Here is a 16,405-nt window from a genome sequence, read left to right on the forward strand (position 1 = left end):
ACCTTGTTTGGTATCTTGAACGGGTGGTCCAGCTTCCGCCGACGGGTGTCGCACCCACCGGCCTGCCCCCGTTGACCGGTGTGCGCGTGCTGGACCTGAGCGCTTTGGGGCCCGGCCCGTTCTGCTCGATGCTGCTCGCCGATTTCGGCGCAGATGTGGTCGCCGTCGAGCGGCCTGGAGACCCTCATCCCTTCGATCCGGCCAAGTCCCTGTCGCGGGGTAAACGCTCGGTCGTGGTAGACCTGCGCGCAACGCGCGGCCCGGAGGTCATCGCCCGGCTTGCCGACTCCGCGGACGTCCTGTTGGAAAGCAATCGACCCGGCACCATGGAGCGCTACGGGCTGGGCCCGGATCCGTTGTGCGAACGCAATCCGCGGCTCATCTACACGCGGCTGACCGGTTGGGGCCAAGACGGGCCGTACCGGGACAAGGCCGGCCACGACATCAACTACGCCGCGATCGCGGGCACCCTCGGCGTGATCGGAGACGAGCAACCGGTACCGCCCCTGGCCATGCTGGGCGACCTGGCCGGTGGTTCACTGTTCGCCGCGCTTGGGATAGTGATGGCGCTCTACGAACGCACGGTCACCGGCCGGGGCCAGGTCATCGATGCGGCGATCACCGACGGCTCGGCCTTACTCAACCTCACCAACCTCGCCGAATTCAACGCCGGGATCTGGGCCGGCCGCGGCCGCCACATCCTGTCCGGAAAAGCCCCGTTCTACGGCCCCTACGCTTGCGCGGACGGTCGATACTTCGCGGTTGGTGCCATCGAACCGAAGTTCTACGCCAATTTCCTTGCTGCCCTTGGCATCCAAGATGCGGATAGCTCCGCGCAACTCGACCCGGCACGCTGGGCTCAGTTGCGCGAGGAGATCGCGGCCGTCTTCGCCACCAAACCCCGCGCCCACTGGACGGCGGTGTTCGCCGACGTCGACGGTTGCGGAGCACCGGTTCTCGAGCTCGACGAGTTGGCCGACGACCCACATCTACGGGCACGTTCCACGATCGTCACCGAGCCGGACGGCTCGGTGACCGCCAGCCCCGCACCACGGCTCTCGCGCACGCCGGGACGTACCGGCCCCGCTCCGAGGGCAAAAGGTGCGGATACCCGAGATGTATTGCGCGAGTCCGGTTTCAGCGACGAAGAAGTCAGTTCGCTGCTCGCCGAGCGGGCCGTTGCCGCACCCGATTAACAGCGATCTTCCTCAGTCACGCCCACGTGATGGCATGCTCGGGGCAGCTCAGCACGGCTTCGTCGATGTCCGCCTTATCCGCGTCGTCGACATTGTCGTGCAGCACCACCCCGAACCCGGCGTCGTCCATGTCGAAGTATGCCGGCGCGATGAGCACGCAGCGGCCGTGCCCCTGACACTTACCCGGGTCGATCGTCAGACGAGACAAGGTAGTTCACCCCTTTCATTTCTTGCCGGGCCGGCCGAGGCGGCGCCGCCAGTCGTGCGCGCCAGTGAGCCGCACCAGCCGCGCCTGCAGCCGGCTCATCCGGGGCTGGTACGGATACCAGTGCGGTTCGGATTTCAGCTTGAACCGTTCGGTCACGACGGCTTGCTGTCGGCAGAACTTGAGAAGTCCCGCGGCGCCGCCGTTTCGGCCGCCGACACCCGAGGATTTCCACCCTCCCATCGGCAGCGTGATCAGCATGGTGGCGGTGAGCACACTGTTGATGTTGACCGCGCCGGTTTCCAGTCGGCGCGCGACCCGGTCGGCTCGTTCGGGGTTTCCGCTGAACACACTGGCGGCCAACCCATACGGCGAGTCGTTGGCCAGCCGCACGGCCTCGTCCTCATCGCGGACGCGCATCACCGGCAACGTCGGACCGAACGTCTCCTCCCGCATGCACGCCATCGAATGATCCACGTCCACCAGCACGGTTGGCTCAAAGAACATCCCCGAACCTGCCCTCTTACCACCCGTGAGGGCGCGGGCACCGGCCTGCACCGCGTCGCCGACATGGCGCTCGACGATGCTCAACTGGTTGGCGGTTGCCATTGCCCCGATTTCGGTTTGGAAGCTGCCGTCGCGGTCCATGCCCTGGCGCAGCGTCGAAACCTTGGCGGTCAGCTTTGCCACGAACTCGTCGTAGACCTTGTCCTGCACGTAGATTCGCTCCACCGAAACACAAATCTGGCCCGAGTTCCACAGACCGCCCCATACCGCGCCACTCGTTGCGCGGTCGATGTCGGCGTCGTCGAGCACGATCATGGCGTCTTTGCCGCCGAGCTCCAGGCTGCATGGGATGAGCCGCTCACCCGCGCGAGCGGCGATCTTGCGGCCGGTCGCCGTAGACCCGGTGAACTGCACCATGTCCACCTCGTCGACCACTGCCGCCCCGACCCCACCACCGCCGGTGACGCAGGCGATCACCGGCGGTCCCCCGATATCCTCCCGCCAGCCGCGGGTCACTTCGGCCCAGGTCAACGGCGTGACCTCGGATGGCTTAAACATAACCGCGGCACCGGCCATGAGTGCCGGGACGCCGTCGATGGTGGAGGTGGCCAGCGGCCCGTTCCACGGGGTGATGATGCCGACGAGCTGGTGCGGGCGATGGAAGACTCGCAGGTTCTTGGTCAGCGCTAGCGCTCCTGACCGCTTTACGGTCCGGTCTGCGAGGAATTTCACGGCGTGCTTGGTGAAGTAATTCACCGTGTCGACGAAAACGGCGGTCTCGACCTGGGCATCACCCCAGGATTTTCCGGTTTCCTCCTGCATGATGCCGATCAACCGCTTCTCGTTGTCAAGCACCCAGTCCAGCAGGCGCAGAAGGTGTTTGGCCCTGCCGTCGGGCCCAAGGTCTTCCCACGCCGGCTGCGCGGCGCGCAACTGCGCAGCGATGTCATGCACTTGGGCCGGCGTCATGTCGGGCACCGTGCCGACCACACGTCCGTCAGCGGGGCACCGGACGGAGAGGTACTTGGAACGCTGCTGCGAGTCGCTAACGTCTAAATCGGTCTGCGTCGCCATTGACGGTCCTTTCGCTGGACTACGACGCCCGCTAGCCTAACAGTGTTTGGTACCGATTGGTCGGGCGTATCCGGCTAAACCGCTACCCGAGCGACCCTCTAGCCTTGACCGGATGAACCTGCCGCGACACGAGGGCCGCGACCTTGCGACCGTGACGCCCGATCGGATTCTTTACGCGGAGGATCTGGCTCCCGGCGACTGGATGGACCTGGGTCCCGTCGAAGTCACCCGAGACGAGATCATCTCCTTTGCACAGCGTTTCGACCCGCTGCCCATTCACCTCGATGGTGCCGACTCACCGTTCGGCGATGTGATCGCCAGCGGCATGCACACCCTGTCGCTGTTCGCCAGCATCTCCTCGCCGAGGTTCATGGCCCGGCTGGCACTGGTAGCGGGCAAAGGCTTCGACCGGATGCGACTGCCCAATCCCGTCCGGCCCGGCGCGGTGCTCACCGGCTCGCTCGAGGTACTCGAGATCAGGATGGGCCCGCGAAAAGCCGACGTGCACTGCCTCTACGAGATGGTGGACCAGAGTGGCGGCCTGGTCATGACGATGGTGGGAATCCAGGTCGTCCGACGCCGTCATCCCGTCGCCGATTGATGCCGACCCGCGTACTGACACCAAGAGGCTTCCGTCGCTGCGCGAACGTACGTTAACCTAACGAAGTGCATCTTCAACCAGGGGCGCGGGGATGACGGCGCCGTTATCCAGCGCGGCGGGGCGCGTTCCGCATTGGACCGACATCGACTGGGTGCCCGCGGTCGCGACTCTGCGCATCAACGAATTGCAGGTCAACTACCTCGATCATGGAACGGGGCCCGCTCTCGTCCTGCTGCACGGGATGGCCGCCAGTTGGCAATGGTGGTTGGAGAACATTCCGGCACTGGCCCAGCACCATCGCGTCATCGCCGTCGACCTACCCGGTTTCGGTCGATCCGACCCGTTGACCGGGCCGGCCGAAATGGCCACCCACGCACGCACTGTGCTTGATCTGCTGGACCACCTGGACATCCAATCGGCAACGGTCTCCGGACATTCCATGGGCGGCTTGGTGGCAACCGCGATGTTTGCCGCCGCTCCGGAGCGCGTCCGGAGCCTGATCCTGGTCGACGCGGGCGGGGTGCCCATGTCGCAGCGACGCCTGGCCGTCGTTCTCGTGGCGCTGCGAATCTGCACCTCGGTGCTGCGAAGCGGCCTCGTCCGTCGCGCACTGACCACGAAGTCATGGGCGCGGCGGCTCGCCCTCGCCACCGCTTTCCGCGACCCCCGCGTGATGTCGCCACACCTGGCAGCCCAGACCATGCCGCATTTCGGCGGCCCGGGCTGCGTCGACGCCATTGCCGCCGCCGGTCGCGCGGTCAACTCCACGGCTCCGGAGTCGATCACCTGTCCCGTGTTACTCGTGTGGGGAGAGCACGACGCCATCGTGCCTCCGCGGTGCGCCCACGACATGCACGAGAGACTGCCCGACTCGGAACTCGCCGTCTTCGCCGGCGCAGGGCATAGTCCGATGGTCGAATTCCCGGATCAGTTCAACGATTTGGCGTTGCGGTTCATCGCGTCACGCCACGGCGGGCAGAACCGCCTCGAAGCGAACTAGATTCGCGGGGTATTCGGGCGCGCGGAGCGCGCGTCATTCGGCCACCGGCGAGAACGCGGCCAGCACCGCCCGCAGCCCGGTGCGGAACTGGGTGGCATCGGTTCCGGCCTTGGGCGTGGCCGACGACTTCTCGGCGATCTCGAAGAGGGCGAAGCCCAGGGTGTAAGTAGACAGCGTGCGGTGCACGGTCAGCGCGTCCCGTTCGGAGAACCCGGCGGCCTCGAGCACTGCCAGCACCTCTGCGTACAACCTCGCCTGAGCCTCGCTGGCCACCGGAAGGCCCGCGATCAACTGAGTGACGTTGCGGTGCCGCACCAGTCGGTCGTGAACTTCGGCAAAACACGCGTCGAGTTCATCGCGCCACCGCCCGCCACGGTCGATCGGCGGCAGATCGGCGAGCAGTACATCGGGCAACATGTCGACAATTCCCTGTTTGCCGGCCGCGTAGTTGTAGAGCGTCATCTGAGCCACGCCGAGGCGGTCTGCCAGCCGCGCGATGGTGAGCGCGGCGGCCCCCTCAGCGTCGACAAGTTCGAATGCGGCCGCAGCGATGATGTCGTGTGTCAACAACCGGGCGCGCGCCATGGTCGAGCATCTTCTCACGAATGCCCTCGAAGCGAGGGTCCCGAATCTCCACGAAGGGGTTCCACGCGACCGCCGCAACGAGTACCTTCAACAGCAAAACGTACGCCGCACGTATTCGTGAGGAAGGACGGCTGCCATGACCGTTCAAGACCGGGTTGATTTGGGGCGTTGGGGGCCGTTGGCGACGCCCATCCATCACGACGTGCCGCCCGTCGATGACGACGGGACGCCGTGGCGCGACTACGCACTGTTCTGCTGGTGGGACCCGGCCTCCGACGTCTACGTGATGACCCATCACATGTCCTCGCCGGACCTCGCCTTCCCCGGACGAACCCGGGTCTCCGCGTGGGCCGGCGGCAAAGCGTTCGAACTCATCGAGACGCCACACCAAGGCACTCACCAAAGTGACCACATCACAGTCGATCTCGACGGCAGCCTGGTCGTCGATCATCCCGACTTGCAACTGAACGCGACCGTCGACCCCAAGTATCAGCCGATCGACCTGCACTCGCTCAACGCGCTGCCATCGAACAAGGCCGGACGGCCGTTGCATCATTACGAGCAGCCCCAACGCGCGACCGGGACCATCACGGTACGCGGCGAGCAACGCACATTCGACGGGGTCGGATTGCGAGATCGCACCTGGGGTTACCGCAGTGAGTCATCGCAGTGGGAGGAATACCAGTACCTGATGGCCGACCTCGGTTCGGAGTTCCTGGTTTTCTGGAAACTCAAGGGTCTCGTCGGCCCGCAGATCGACCTCGCCTTCCGCCTGACCGCCGACGGGCAGCACCGCCTGGATCGATTCGCCTTCGCGCGCAATGGGTCCGGATTACTCAACGACGTCGAGACCGAGCTTCCGAGCGGACCCGTGAGCATCGAGGTCACCGATCGGCCGGTCGGATTCTGGGTCCCGCAGGGTGGCCGTCAAACCGGACCGACGTTTTCTGCCTACGACGAATTCGTGAAGCTACGACTCAGCGACGGGCGCCACGGTGCCGGCCTGGCCACCTATGGCATCCTGCGAAAACTGGCTTGAGCATGGCCATCGTCGGAGGGATCAGCACCGCAGAAATCCGGACCAGGGCGGCGCCCTGGATCGCAGATCGCTTTGGCGGAGCCACCGTCGCCGGAGTCACCGCCCCGGTGGGTAACGGCCGTTCCACCGATACCTTCCTCGTCGATCTGGACAATGGCGAGCGCTTCGTCCTGAGAGTCGAGCCCAGCGCCTACCGCGTGGTCTACGAGTACGACCTGGGCAGGGAGGCGTTGGTGATGGACGCCTTGGCCCGCAACACCGACATACCGGTGCCCAAAGTGCTTTTCCACGAACCTGATCCAGCGATCCTGGGCAGTCCCTTCCTCGTCCTCGAGCGTCGCGAGGGTTGCATTCCCGGCGACGAGCCCCCATTCCCCGCCGACCCGGACAGCTGGGTGCATTCGCTGTCCGACTTGGAGCGGACCGTGCTGGCCGATGACGCGCTGCGCACCCTTGCCGCCATCCATGCCGTGGACTGGCGCGCCCTGGGACTGGGATCGCTGGACCGGCCCGAGCTTGGAGCCGACGCGCTGACTCAGCATGTGTCGTGGTGGCGTGCGTTCTTCGACTGGGGATCGGCCGGCAGACCCTGTTCCACCATCGAGGAGACGTTCGATTGGCTAGCCAAACACTGGCCCGCCGATCCCGGGCCGACCGTATTGTCCTGGGGCGATGCGCGACTCGGAAATCTGATGTTCGCCGGACCCCGCGTGTCGGCCGTCCTGGACTGGGAACTTGCCACGCTGGCCCCTGCGGGCTGCGACCTCGGTTGGTGGTTGTTCTGCGACCGCCACCACAGCGAGGGTGTCGGCGCACCGTGGCCGCCGGGCCTGCCCGACCGCGACGAAACCCTCTCCCGCTATACGTCTTTCAGCGGTCGCACGATTGCTCACGCCAGGTGGTTCGAAGTCTACGGCGGCCTGAGGTTCGCGGTCCTGATGAATAGGGCGGGCAACATGCTCATCGAGGCGGGCGCCTTACCCGCGGACCATACGATGGCCGTCAACAACCCCGCGACTCAGCTACTGGCCCGGATGATCGGCGTCACCGCTCCCGACGGACAACCCACCAGTTTCCTGGACCCGGCGTCGACGTAATGCGCGCTCAGCCGGCACCGACGGCGGCAGTCTCCTCGGCTTCCTGGTGCGGGATCGCGTATTTGACCAGGCAGATGGACACCGCAAAAATCCACCCACCGAAGATCGCCAGGCCAAGCCACCACGCCAGCAATCCGTTCCACGCGATAACACCCGTCTTGGCAAGGCAGTTCAGCCCCCCGGGCAGGAAACACAGTGCCGCCCAAAGGCTGAAATAAGCCAACCAGCGTGGAAAGACCGGGTTTTCGCGCGGATCTTGAAATATGGCCACCGCCAAGATGACTGCCTGCAGCATACCGGTCCAGGGCAGCGCAATGAACATGATCGACGCCAGATCGTGTATGCGGTAGGTGAAGCCGGGATCGATCTGCGGACGGAAGGCCGCGGCCTCCCACATGATGCAGGGCACGTAGAACTCGACGAGCAACATCACCCCCAGCAGCGCCTGGCTCAGCGCCAACGGGGCCAAAGGTCCTTCGATACGGCGCATCTGGATCGCGATCGCGGCTGACCACGGCGCCAGCAACGTCACGCCGGCGCAGGCGATGATGATGCCGACCCGGATGCGGCCACCACGGTTGACATAGATCGCGACGATTTCTTCCAGTGTCTTGTTGGGGCCCGGTGGCGGCACAAACCCGGCGATGACCCACATGCCGAGCAGCAAGATGGCCATGCTGACGATTCCGCCCCAGGCCATCCAACGCTGATTGACGGCACTCATGTGACTCATTGCACGCTCGTCCCGGCGGTCGTCGGCCGCCGCACGCCGACGCGGTCATACACATCCTGCGGGATCGCCTCTTGCGACTTGTAGATGTTGAACCGGCAGTGCCCGGTGATGTGACCGTCGTGAATACCCGGTTCCACCAATAGGAAGTAGGGTCCGTCGTGTTCGAGGACGTGCTTGTTGGTGCCCGGGCAATGCATGCAGTACACCGGCATCTCCTCGACGCCGAAGCTCTCCACGCTCGGGCCCTTGACCATGGGCAGATTCTTGGGCGCGTCGTAGGCGCCTTCCTCGATCAGTCGGCCACCGCTGCCGCAGGGCTTGGTGTCGAAACAGAACCCGCCTTCGTCTTCGAGCAGGTCGTATTTCATGCCGTGTTGATGGAACAGCGTCGCCAGCCACTGCACCTGGTCCCGGTATGGCATGGTGTCGACCTGACCGAGCACCTGGCCCATGGTGGGTAGGTTGTAACACTGCTCGACCGAATCCCAGCAGTGTTGCACCCCATGGTTTTCCAGGATCCAGCCAGTCTGGGCGGTGATCAGGTCGCGCCCGAAGTGGTGCCCGGGATACCACTCCGTCTTCGACAGCATCAAGTGACGGCGAGCGCGATCGAGATCGCCGGCGTCGATCGCACGCACCGCGAGAACATAGGCCTGCAAACGCATGTCCTCGCGCTCATCGGGATCGAACAGTAAGGCACCCGACACGTCGAACGCGGCCGCGATACGCGCAACGTCACGCTCCACGCCCAGACGTTCGAACACTGCCGGTGGGACGTCGAGCGGATTCTTGTAGATCGTCAGCCGTAGCGGCTCGCCGTCGCGACCATCGGCGAACACGAAAGGCGGATAGCCGAGCCATTCGCAGCAGAGGCGTTCGATTTCGGTGCTCACAATCCTCAGATCCGGTGTGTCCGGGATGGCGTCGGCACGGTTGCCCGCCCAGTTCGGCGAGACGAGCACGAGCTTGTCGGTGTCCTCCTCGAACGCGGCCAGTTCACCGCCGTCCATGCGAAAGATCATCGCCAGCGATTGGACGGCTTCCCGGGAAACTCCGTTGCGGAACCACTCGGCCCACGGCCGGACAATGGTGCGCAGTGCGGCGGGTACTGACCGCCGCAACGCGTCGGCACCGAACTCCCGCTCGATGTAGCCCAGCGTGAGGGTATTCCAGAGTAGATAGATGTCGCGGGTCGAGAAATGCAAGTCCACTGACTGCGCCGCGATGTCACGCGCCGCCGCCAAATCGCCACGATCCAGAGCTGCGGCCGCGCGATCACCGGGCGAGGTCGCCAGTTGCCGCAGTTCATCTTCGGTGAACACCAAATCTGTCATGGCCATGCTCCTAGTCGGCTGTTGATTGTTCTGCGGCTCGCACGATTCCGTCGAGCAAACCCGAAATTCCTTGCTTGAGAATGATTCCGAGTACCAAGCCGATACCCGGGATCGGCAGGGTAGGCGTGGAACGCACCGAATAAGTGACGCGGGTTCCGGTTTCGGACTCCGCAAGCTCGACCGTTCCGGTGTGGTCGCGAACAGGAAGGCCAGAACGCAGTCGGTAACCGAATCGCGTCGGTCGCTCGAACTCGGTGACTTCCTCGATCTGCGCCGGTCCGATCAAGCCCATCCGCCGTAGTGCGCCCACCCCGTTCGGCTCGGTGTCGCCGGGCCGGACCAGCTCACTGGTCCGCAGCGGCGAGATGTTCTTGTAGTTCCGGTGATCGGTGAGCCGGTCGAAGACTGCCTCGATGGGCGCGGAAGTGGTCCGGGTCAGCGTGAATTCGATCATCCTTGCGCTCCTTTCACCACCATGCCCGCGGCTTGATGCCCTTCTCGTAGTTCGTCGAGACCGAAGGCCTGTACCGGGCCCAGCGGGCCGTGGCCGCGGACCTCTCCCGCTGCAGCGCGCTCGGCGGCCCATGCGGTGAGGTCCGCCGTCACGTCGTAGACGTCCGGTCCTTGCAGGGTGACTTCGGAAAGTACGTGCCCGGCACGGGAATACGCAACGGCGACAACGTATGTTCCGGCCCTGGCGCGAGCCGTGTCGTCCGGCCCGATTGGCGCGGCGTACTTGACCAGACCGCTGAGCGTATCCGCGAACCACCTGGCGCCCGGAAGGGCAGCCAACCTGCCGACCTGGGCCACCACCGGGGTCGCGGCGCCCAGACCGCCCTGGTATACGTCGACCGTGTCCAATTTCGGATACGCCTGCGGCAGCGTGATCGCCTCCGAGGAACCCAGCGTCATCGATGGCACCGAGCGCCCCGACACCGGCCACGCGCGGGTACGCGCGCCACACCGCTCCGTTACCAATCGGCCACCACGCCAAGCGAATCCAGGAGCGGTGAGGACGCCGGCGGCGGATGCGACGGTGCCTCTGCTGAGTTCGCCGCGACCCGGCCCAGTCAGGAAGTAGCCGATCTCGAGCGCGTCGACGGGACCACCCGGACTTCCGGCCGCTTGCTCCATCGCAAGCGCGCCCGCCAGATTTCCGGGCGAATAGTTGAATCCCATCGCAGTGACCAGCGCACCGGCTGCCTTTTGCGCCGATGGGTTTTCGAATACTTGCCGCACGAACGGGGCCTCGCCCGTGGTGTCGATGTAGTGGGCGCCGCACGCGATCGCCGCATCGAGTGCGACGTCGCCCACCTTGATGAAGGGGCCGACGGTGGTCAGCAGTACGTCGCCGGGCCGCAGCAGCGTACGCAGCGTACGCGGATCGTCCAGCCGGACAACAGCCGTCGCACAGGCGCCGCCGAGTTCGTCGGCAAGGGCGGCGAGGGCGGCAGGTGAGCGCCCGGCCAGTATCGTCTCGACGGTCTGCTTGGCGAGCCGTTCGGCGATGAGGCGACCGGTGTAACCGGTCGCTCCGAGCAGGACGATCCGAGCCATCAGATCGACGCGGCCATCAGTCCGCCGTCGACCGGGTAGGCGATGCCGGTGACCCAGGCGGCATCGTCGGAAGCCAGGTGCAGCACCACTTTTGCGATATCTTCAGGCTGACCCAGCCGGCCTTGCTTCTGCTCGAAGTAGTCATGGGCCGGCGCTCCGGTCGCGGCTTCGAATCCGGCGATCAAGGCGTCGGAGAACGGCGTCTCGGTGAAGGCCGGACACACGCAATTGACGCGAATGCCCGCCGGCCGAAGTTCGGCGGCCGCCGTCTTGGTCATGTTGACGATGCCGGCCTTCGTGGCACCGTAACCGCCGAGCAACGGGGCCCCGTTGAGCCCGGCGGTCGACGCGGTCGAGATGATCACACCGCCGCCGTTCATCTGCGCAGCCGCAGCCTTGATGCCGTGGAACGTGCCTTTCAGGTTGACCGCGATCATCCGGTCGAAATCAGCGGTACTCAGCGCGGCCAGCGGCCCGAGGACGCAGATGCCGGCGTTGTTGACCATGACGTCCAGCGAGCCGAACTCCGAAACCGCCAGTCGCACAGCGGCATCGACCTGGCCCTCGTCAGCCACGTCGCAGCCGATCCAACGGGCGCGTTCGCCGGCCTCGGCGGCCACGGCTTCGGCACCCGCGCTGTCGATATCGGCCACCACAATCGAGGCGCCGGCCGCGGCGAAACCTCGAACGATTGCTTTGCCGATCCCGCTGGCCCCTCCGGTGACGACCACCGATCGTCCGTCTGCCATGGGCAACCTCCTGCCTGGAATAAATCCGTATGCTATACGAAAATTGGCAGAATTCGTATAGAGTTTAAAAAATCTGTTCAGGACCGGTTCCGCTCGAGGAAAGGACCGCAACCATGTCGATGTCTGCCGGCCTGGCCGATACGACGGCCGATTTGACTCCCGCGTGGTTCACCGCCGCGCTGCGTGCCGCGGGCGCGCTCGGAGCGGACGCCGCCGTCGAGAAGGTGGACGCGGTGCTGTACGGAACCGGCCAGCTCGGGCTGGTCGCCCGCGCCGAGCTCGACTACGCGGGCCCCGCCGACGGGGCGCCGACGTCGGTCATCGTGAAGTTGCCCTCGGAGGATGCCGGTAGTCGCCAGCTGGGGGTCGGCATCGGCGCCTACGAAGCTGAGGTGAGGTTCTATCAGGAGGTCGCGCCTCGTTCGACCATCAGCGTGCCGCGACTGTACTGGGGGTCGTTCGAGCCGGGAACGGGGCGGGTGACGCTGGTGCTCGAGGACCTCTCACAGGACTGGCAGGTCGGCGATGCGGTGGCAGGCGGCACGGTGCGCCAAGCCGAGGTAGCGCTGGATCAGATCGCGCTTCTGCATGCCGAACTGTGGGATGACACCGGCCTGCGTGGACTGGACTGGCTCGCCTCGCCCGCCCGCACTCAACTACTTTTCGATGGCGTGCCCGCAGCACTACCCCTGTTCCGGGAGCGGTTCGCCGACCGGCTCGAACCTCATCAGTTCGCCGCCGTCGAAAGACTCGCGCCGAAAGGCGCTGATTACCCGGCGCTGGCTTGGCACGGACCGATGGTGGTCACCCACGGCGACTTCCGGCTCGACAATGTCATGTTCCGCGGCGAGGCGGCCGGCATGCAGGCGACGGTGATCGACTGGCAGGCAGTGCGATTGGCGCCGCCGATGATTGACCCCGCGATATGGCTGTCCAGCTGTCTATCGGTGAAGGACCGCCGCGACAACCAGGATGCGCTGTTGCGCCGGTACCATGACCGCCTGCGGCAAGGCGGTGTCGACAACTTTTCGTTCGATGACTGCGTGCGCAACCTGCGGGTGTGTTCGCTCTACATTTTCCTGCTCAGCGTGGGGGTCTCGGTAACCCTCGCGCGGTCCGACCGCGGCGACGAAATGTTCGCCGGCATGGTGGCTCAGGCAGCCGATTTCGTCACCGATCTGGACGCCGAAAGCGTCCTCGACTAGGAGAAAGCACATGGAAGCCAACGACGTTGAGCCACAACTGGCGCCAGTCGCCGAGGACATGAGTGCATTCATCATCGCCGGCGCGGTGACATCCAAGCAGCAGGACTCCGAATACGCCACCGTGTCACGTACCCCCGCCCAAGGCATCCAGGACGGAGTCGACGCCGAGCGCATCGGTTACCGCCGCATCTGGCTCTCCGAACGCATCGACATCAAGTGGTCCGACGTGATCCTGTCGGGCGTGGCCGCACGCACCAGCAGGCTGGAGGTCGGTACCGGCGTGATCGATCCGACGACGCGTCACCCCTGGACCGCCGCGGCGTTCGGCGCCACCATGCAAGCCTGCTACGGCGAGCGTTTCATCATGGGCCTCGGCCGAGGGGACAACGGATACTTCCGCGGCAGCGGCATCAAGATGGCCACCTTCGAGCAGATGCACGACTACGTCGACATCCTGCGTCAACTGTGGGCCGGCAAACACGTCTGCTACGACGGCCCGGTCGGCACCTTCGAGGATCTGTCGTTCGCCGAGAGCTACCACGGCAACCCTCCCCCGATCTGGTTCGGCGGCTTCTGCGCCCCCGCCGGGGCGCGTTTCGCCGCGGCCAAGGCCGACGGCGTCATCCTGATCCCGATGATGAACCCGCCTGCCGTAGCTGCCGCCAAGGAGCGCATCGTCAAGGCCTGCGAGCGAATCGGACGGGATCCCAACGAGATTCGGGTAGCGGCGCTGGTGGTCACCGCGCCCAATCTGGACGACTTCGAAACCCGCGCCATCGCGCACGGGCGAATGGTGACCTACCTGCAGTACCCGGGCTACGGCGAACAGCTCTGCACCGCAAACGGATGGGACCTCGGCCTGCTCGACAAGATCCGCAATCACAAGCGCTTCGAGAACATCACCCAAGTCGCAGACCGGGAGTTCCAGCGTCACGAGATGATGGACGTTGCCAGCGTCATTCCCGACGAGTACATGTGGGACTGCAGCGCCATCGGAACCGTCGATGAATGCGTGACCAACTTGCGCAGGTTCATCGACGCCGGCGCCGACGAAATCGTCACGTACGGTTCGACTCCGGCGCAGAACGCCGAGTTAGTGGCGGCCTGGCGTGACCGCGCCCGCTGACGACGCAAGCACCTCCCGGCCGCCCCGACGACCTGGGCGGCCGGCCCTACTGACCCGAGATAAGTTGGCGCGCACGGCATTTGACCTCGTCGACCGGGAGGGGTCGGCGTCGCTGACGATCAGCCGGCTGGCCAAGGAACTCGGTGTGGGCCCGATGACCATCTACGGATACGCCTCGTCCAAAGACGCCATCGTGGCCATGCTGCCCGATCTGTTGTTGGAGAACGTCCCGCAGGTCGACATGGGTAAACCCTGGCGGGCCGCACTGGAGGAGGTTTTCACCGCCGTGTACCGCGGCTTCCTCGAGCACCAGCACGTCACCCGGGCCATTGCCGAATCGCCGGTATTCGGGCCCGCCCAGGGCAAGATCATCGAGAGCGTGCTCGCGCGATTGGAACGCGCCGGGTTCAGCGACCGCGAAGCGTTCGAGCTCCAGCGCACCCTGTCGACCTATACGCTCGGCTTTGCGATGTTCGCCGTCACCGAGGCGCAAGCGGGCGACGACCGCCCGCGCTCGACTTGGACGCACAACCTGCACAACGGCGAATACCCGCACGTCTCAAGGGTTTCAGAAATGTTCGGCGAGGAGGTGAGCGAGCAGCAGTACCTTGCCGGACTGCGACGGATCCTGGGGCCCTGAGATATAGTCCACCCAACTCGATCGCCTGGTCGGCCGCGACGGCCTAGAGACGCCAGGCTCGATAGCTAATCGGGAGAGTTATGGACAATCGGTACTTTCCTTTGGTCGTCGCGGTCGTCATGCTGGCGCTGGGACTCACGCTCACGATCGATGACTTCCGGCGCGCCGCCACCCTGCGGCGACCGTTGGCGGTGGCATTGATTTGCCAAGCCCTGCTGTTGCCGGCCCTGTGTCTCTTGATCGCCGAAGTTTTTGCACTTCCGCCGAATCTGGCGGTCGGACTGATGCTGATGGCGGCCACCCCGGGCGGAACGACGGCGAACATACTGAGTCACCTGTTCAACGGGGACTTAGCGCTCAATCTCACCTTGACCGCCATCAATGCGGTGCTCTCGATCGTCGCGGTACCCGTGATACTCGCGATTTCGATGACCTGGTTTCTCGGGGACGGGCGGTTTCTACCACTGCAATGGGACAAGTTCCTCGGGGTGTTCGGGCTCGTGTTCATCCCTACGACGATTGGCGTTTTCATCCGCCACCGCTTTCCCGAGCTTGCCCGGCGGCTCCAGCTGCCGATCCGGATAGCCGCGGCATTGCTGTTGGTGCTCATCATCGCGGTGACGCTGGCCAAGTCCTGGGGAACCCTGTCGCACTACTTCGGCGTGCTGAGCGGCGCCGTTGCGACGTTCTGTGTGACCAGCCTGACCGTCGGCTATCTGGCACCGCGTCTGATGCGTCTGGCCGGCAGGCAAGCGATCGCGATGGGCCTCGAGGTCGGCATGCACAACGGGGTATTGGCCATGGGAATCGCGCTGAGCCCGCAGCTGCTCAACAATGCCGAGATGGCCATCCCGGCAGCGGTCTACGGAATTATCGCGATATTCATCGCCCTGGCATTCATTTTCACCGTTCGCAGACTGGACCCTTCGTTCCGTGATCCCGACGCGCGCCGGGTCATTTCCGCCGATCAATCCGACCCGTCAAAGGACCCGCAAGAAGACCCCGCTTAGGGCTCGCTGAGGGCTCGGTCTTCGGCCCAGCTAGGGATTCGCCGCGTCGCCAGCATCGTCTGCCGTTTGGGTCGGTCCACCCAGCACCGCGTAGGCCAAGCGCTCGATTTCGGCGCGCACGCCCGCCAGGTCGTTGGGCCGGGCCCAGCTTCTGATCAGGACGCCGAGGATGTACGACATCGCAAGGCGAGCCCGCACCGCCGCATCGTCGACACCGGTCTCGGCCAGGACCTGCTCGAGGTGCTCGACGACGGTGTCCTGGACTTTGGCCAGGGAGTCGGTACGGCCGCTGCGAGTTGCAATGATCCAGTATTCGAACCAGGCGGTCGCCAAACCTGGTTGTTCGGCGAAGATTCCGAAGTACGCCTCAAACAGTGCCCAGTACCGGTCGGTGACATTGGCTTCGGCGTCCCTGGCGCCGTCGATGGCGGCGACGAGGTCGTCGGCGAAAGCGCCCATGGCGGCGTCGAGGATGTCCTCCAGGGATTCGAAGTAGTAATAGATCAGACCCTGGTTGAGTCCACTTTCCCGCGCCACCGCGCGGGTGGTGCAACGCCCGGGGCCGTCGCGTAAGAGAATCCGTTGCGCCGCAGCGATTATCTCGCCCCGCTTTGCCAGCTGCTTCGGTGACAAGGTCTCCGGGAGCTCAGCCATAACCCAAAACTTTAGGCAAACCCTTGACAGCGCATACGCGGTGTCAATATTTTTAGGCGCCCGAGTAAAATTTCAGCCGCCAAAGGAGGCGTG

18 protein-coding genes are annotated in these 16,405 nt (G+C 65.1%); 9 read left to right on the forward strand and 9 right to left on the reverse strand.

The features are described 5' to 3' along the window. Positions 1 to 23 precede the first annotated feature (23 nt). The gene (locus MKCMC460_RS22185) at positions 24 to 1,196 is read left to right on the forward strand and encodes a CaiB/BaiF CoA-transferase family protein (protein WP_289624745.1); all 1,173 of its coding nucleotides are present in this window, start codon (positions 24 to 26) and stop codon (positions 1,194 to 1,196) included. Between the two features lie 16 nt (positions 1,197 to 1,212). Here the strand turns inward: MKCMC460_RS22185 and MKCMC460_RS22190 are convergent, their stop codons facing one another. Together MKCMC460_RS22190 and MKCMC460_RS22195 are read right to left on the reverse strand one after the other, a co-directional pair. Then, on the reverse strand, positions 1,213 to 1,404 hold the full coding sequence (locus MKCMC460_RS22190; RefSeq protein ID WP_236977130.1) for a ferredoxin: 192 nt from the start codon (positions 1,402 to 1,404) through the stop codon (positions 1,213 to 1,215). A gap of 15 nt (positions 1,405 to 1,419) precedes the next feature. Beyond that, complete coding sequence (locus tag MKCMC460_RS22195; RefSeq protein ID WP_236977131.1) at positions 1,420 to 2,982, reverse strand: aldehyde dehydrogenase family protein; 1,563 nt, start codon at positions 2,980 to 2,982, stop codon at positions 1,420 to 1,422. 112 nt (positions 2,983 to 3,094) lie between these two features. On the opposite strand from MKCMC460_RS22195, the gene MKCMC460_RS22200 reads away from it, so the two are divergent. Together MKCMC460_RS22200 and MKCMC460_RS22205 are read left to right on the forward strand one after the other, a co-directional pair. After that, a complete protein-coding gene (locus tag MKCMC460_RS22200) occupies positions 3,095 to 3,583 on the forward strand; it encodes a MaoC/PaaZ C-terminal domain-containing protein (RefSeq protein ID WP_236977132.1) in 489 nt (162 codons plus the stop codon). Between the two features lie 91 nt (positions 3,584 to 3,674). Further along, positions 3,675 to 4,583: an alpha/beta fold hydrolase gene (locus tag MKCMC460_RS22205; RefSeq protein WP_236977133.1), complete on the forward strand. Its 909-nt coding sequence runs from the start codon at positions 3,675 to 3,677 to the stop codon at positions 4,581 to 4,583. Between the two features lie 33 nt (positions 4,584 to 4,616). Here MKCMC460_RS22205 and MKCMC460_RS22210 read toward each other — a convergent pair whose 3' ends face one another. Further along, positions 4,617 to 5,168: a TetR/AcrR family transcriptional regulator C-terminal domain-containing protein gene (locus MKCMC460_RS22210; RefSeq protein ID WP_236977135.1), complete on the reverse strand. Its 552-nt coding sequence runs from the start codon at positions 5,166 to 5,168 to the stop codon at positions 4,617 to 4,619. A 136-nt stretch (positions 5,169 to 5,304) separates the two neighbouring features. On the opposite strand from MKCMC460_RS22210, the gene MKCMC460_RS22215 reads away from it, so the two are divergent. Then, positions 5,305 to 6,207, forward strand: a complete 903-nt coding sequence (locus MKCMC460_RS22215) for a hypothetical protein (protein ID WP_236977137.1) — start codon at positions 5,305 to 5,307, stop codon at positions 6,205 to 6,207. A gap of 2 nt (positions 6,208 to 6,209) precedes the next feature. Beyond that, complete coding sequence (locus tag MKCMC460_RS22220) at positions 6,210 to 7,304, forward strand: phosphotransferase family protein (RefSeq protein WP_236977139.1); 1,095 nt, start codon at positions 6,210 to 6,212, stop codon at positions 7,302 to 7,304. Positions 7,305 to 7,311: 7 nt separating this feature from the next. On the opposite strand, the gene MKCMC460_RS22225 is transcribed toward MKCMC460_RS22220, so the two are convergent. From MKCMC460_RS22225 to MKCMC460_RS22245, 5 genes are read right to left on the reverse strand one after another with little or no spacing between them, the layout of a single operon-like run. Next, positions 7,312 to 8,028 (reverse strand): hypothetical protein, encoded by a 717-nt coding sequence (locus tag MKCMC460_RS22225; RefSeq protein WP_236977141.1) that lies wholly within the window; start codon positions 8,026 to 8,028, stop codon positions 7,312 to 7,314. Positions 8,029 to 8,033: 5 nt separating this feature from the next. Next, positions 8,034 to 9,371, reverse strand: a complete 1,338-nt coding sequence (locus tag MKCMC460_RS22230) for a hypothetical protein (RefSeq protein WP_236977143.1) — start codon at positions 9,369 to 9,371, stop codon at positions 8,034 to 8,036. Positions 9,372 to 9,381: 10 nt separating this feature from the next. Then, complete coding sequence (locus MKCMC460_RS22235; protein ID WP_236977145.1) at positions 9,382 to 9,825, reverse strand: SRPBCC family protein; 444 nt, start codon at positions 9,823 to 9,825, stop codon at positions 9,382 to 9,384. Then, positions 9,822 to 10,928, reverse strand: coding sequence for a trans-acting enoyl reductase family protein (locus MKCMC460_RS22240; protein WP_236977147.1), 1,107 nt, complete (start codon positions 10,926 to 10,928; stop codon positions 9,822 to 9,824). Before MKCMC460_RS22240 ends, MKCMC460_RS22235 begins: the two co-directional genes overlap by 4 nt. After that, positions 10,928 to 11,677 carry an SDR family NAD(P)-dependent oxidoreductase gene (locus MKCMC460_RS22245; RefSeq protein ID WP_236977149.1) on the reverse strand — a complete coding sequence of 250 codons (750 nt, stop codon included), beginning with the start codon at positions 11,675 to 11,677 and terminating at the stop codon, positions 10,928 to 10,930. Before MKCMC460_RS22245 ends, MKCMC460_RS22240 begins: the two co-directional genes overlap by 1 nt. Before the next feature lie 113 nt (positions 11,678 to 11,790). On the opposite strand from MKCMC460_RS22245, the gene MKCMC460_RS22250 reads away from it, so the two are divergent. The 4 genes from MKCMC460_RS22250 (at position 11,791) to MKCMC460_RS22265 (ending at position 15,658) form a co-directional block, all read left to right on the forward strand. Further along, the gene (locus tag MKCMC460_RS22250; RefSeq protein ID WP_236977151.1) at positions 11,791 to 12,882 is read left to right on the forward strand and encodes an ecdysteroid 22-kinase family protein; all 1,092 of its coding nucleotides are present in this window, start codon (positions 11,791 to 11,793) and stop codon (positions 12,880 to 12,882) included. A gap of 10 nt (positions 12,883 to 12,892) precedes the next feature. After that, complete coding sequence (locus MKCMC460_RS22255; RefSeq protein ID WP_236977153.1) at positions 12,893 to 14,008, forward strand: TIGR03857 family LLM class F420-dependent oxidoreductase; 1,116 nt, start codon at positions 12,893 to 12,895, stop codon at positions 14,006 to 14,008. A gap of 64 nt (positions 14,009 to 14,072) precedes the next feature. Next, complete coding sequence (locus MKCMC460_RS22260) at positions 14,073 to 14,648, forward strand: TetR/AcrR family transcriptional regulator (RefSeq protein ID WP_236977155.1); 576 nt, start codon at positions 14,073 to 14,075, stop codon at positions 14,646 to 14,648. A gap of 101 nt (positions 14,649 to 14,749) precedes the next feature. After that, complete coding sequence (locus MKCMC460_RS22265) at positions 14,750 to 15,658, forward strand: bile acid:sodium symporter family protein (RefSeq protein ID WP_236977157.1); 909 nt, start codon at positions 14,750 to 14,752, stop codon at positions 15,656 to 15,658. A gap of 30 nt (positions 15,659 to 15,688) precedes the next feature. Here the strand turns inward: MKCMC460_RS22265 and MKCMC460_RS22270 are convergent, their stop codons facing one another. Next, complete coding sequence (locus MKCMC460_RS22270) at positions 15,689 to 16,312, reverse strand: TetR/AcrR family transcriptional regulator (RefSeq protein WP_236977159.1); 624 nt, start codon at positions 16,310 to 16,312, stop codon at positions 15,689 to 15,691. Between the last annotated feature and the right edge of the window lie 93 nt (positions 16,313 to 16,405).

The organism is Mycobacterium sp. 20KCMC460 (assembly GCF_022179425.1).
Taxonomy (GTDB): domain Bacteria; phylum Actinomycetota; class Actinomycetes; order Mycobacteriales; family Mycobacteriaceae; genus Mycobacterium; species Mycobacterium kiyosense.

Excerpts from the sequence above, each read along its gene's own strand:
- MKCMC460_RS22255 (WP_236977153.1), top strand. The coding sequence starts at position 12,893 with ATGGAAGCCAACGACGTTGAGCCACAACTGGCGCCAGTCGCCGAGGAC.
- MKCMC460_RS22210 (WP_236977135.1), bottom strand. The coding sequence starts at position 5,168 with ATGGCGCGCGCCCGGTTGTTGACACACGACATCATCGCTGCGGCCGCA.
- MKCMC460_RS22195 (WP_236977131.1), bottom strand. The coding sequence starts at position 2,982 with ATGGCGACGCAGACCGATTTAGACGTTAGCGACTCGCAGCAGCGTTCC.
- MKCMC460_RS22225 (WP_236977141.1), bottom strand. The coding sequence starts at position 8,028 with ATGAGTGCCGTCAATCAGCGTTGGATGGCCTGGGGCGGAATCGTCAGC.
- MKCMC460_RS22270 (WP_236977159.1), bottom strand. The coding sequence starts at position 16,312 with ATGGCTGAGCTCCCGGAGACCTTGTCACCGAAGCAGCTGGCAAAGCGG.
- MKCMC460_RS22230 (WP_236977143.1), bottom strand. The coding sequence starts at position 9,371 with ATGACAGATTTGGTGTTCACCGAAGATGAACTGCGGCAACTGGCGACC.
- MKCMC460_RS22245 (WP_236977149.1), bottom strand. The coding sequence starts at position 11,677 with ATGGCAGACGGACGATCGGTGGTCGTCACCGGAGGGGCCAGCGGGATC.
- MKCMC460_RS22205 (WP_236977133.1), top strand. The coding sequence starts at position 3,675 with ATGACGGCGCCGTTATCCAGCGCGGCGGGGCGCGTTCCGCATTGGACC.
- MKCMC460_RS22250 (WP_236977151.1), top strand. The coding sequence starts at position 11,791 with ATGTCGATGTCTGCCGGCCTGGCCGATACGACGGCCGATTTGACTCCC.
- MKCMC460_RS22200 (WP_236977132.1), top strand. The coding sequence starts at position 3,095 with ATGAACCTGCCGCGACACGAGGGCCGCGACCTTGCGACCGTGACGCCC.
- MKCMC460_RS22215 (WP_236977137.1), top strand. The coding sequence starts at position 5,305 with ATGACCGTTCAAGACCGGGTTGATTTGGGGCGTTGGGGGCCGTTGGCG.
- MKCMC460_RS22220 (WP_236977139.1), top strand. The coding sequence starts at position 6,210 with ATGGCCATCGTCGGAGGGATCAGCACCGCAGAAATCCGGACCAGGGCG.
- MKCMC460_RS22240 (WP_236977147.1), bottom strand. The coding sequence starts at position 10,928 with ATGGCTCGGATCGTCCTGCTCGGAGCGACCGGTTACACCGGTCGCCTC.
- MKCMC460_RS22235 (WP_236977145.1), bottom strand. The coding sequence starts at position 9,825 with ATGATCGAATTCACGCTGACCCGGACCACTTCCGCGCCCATCGAGGCA.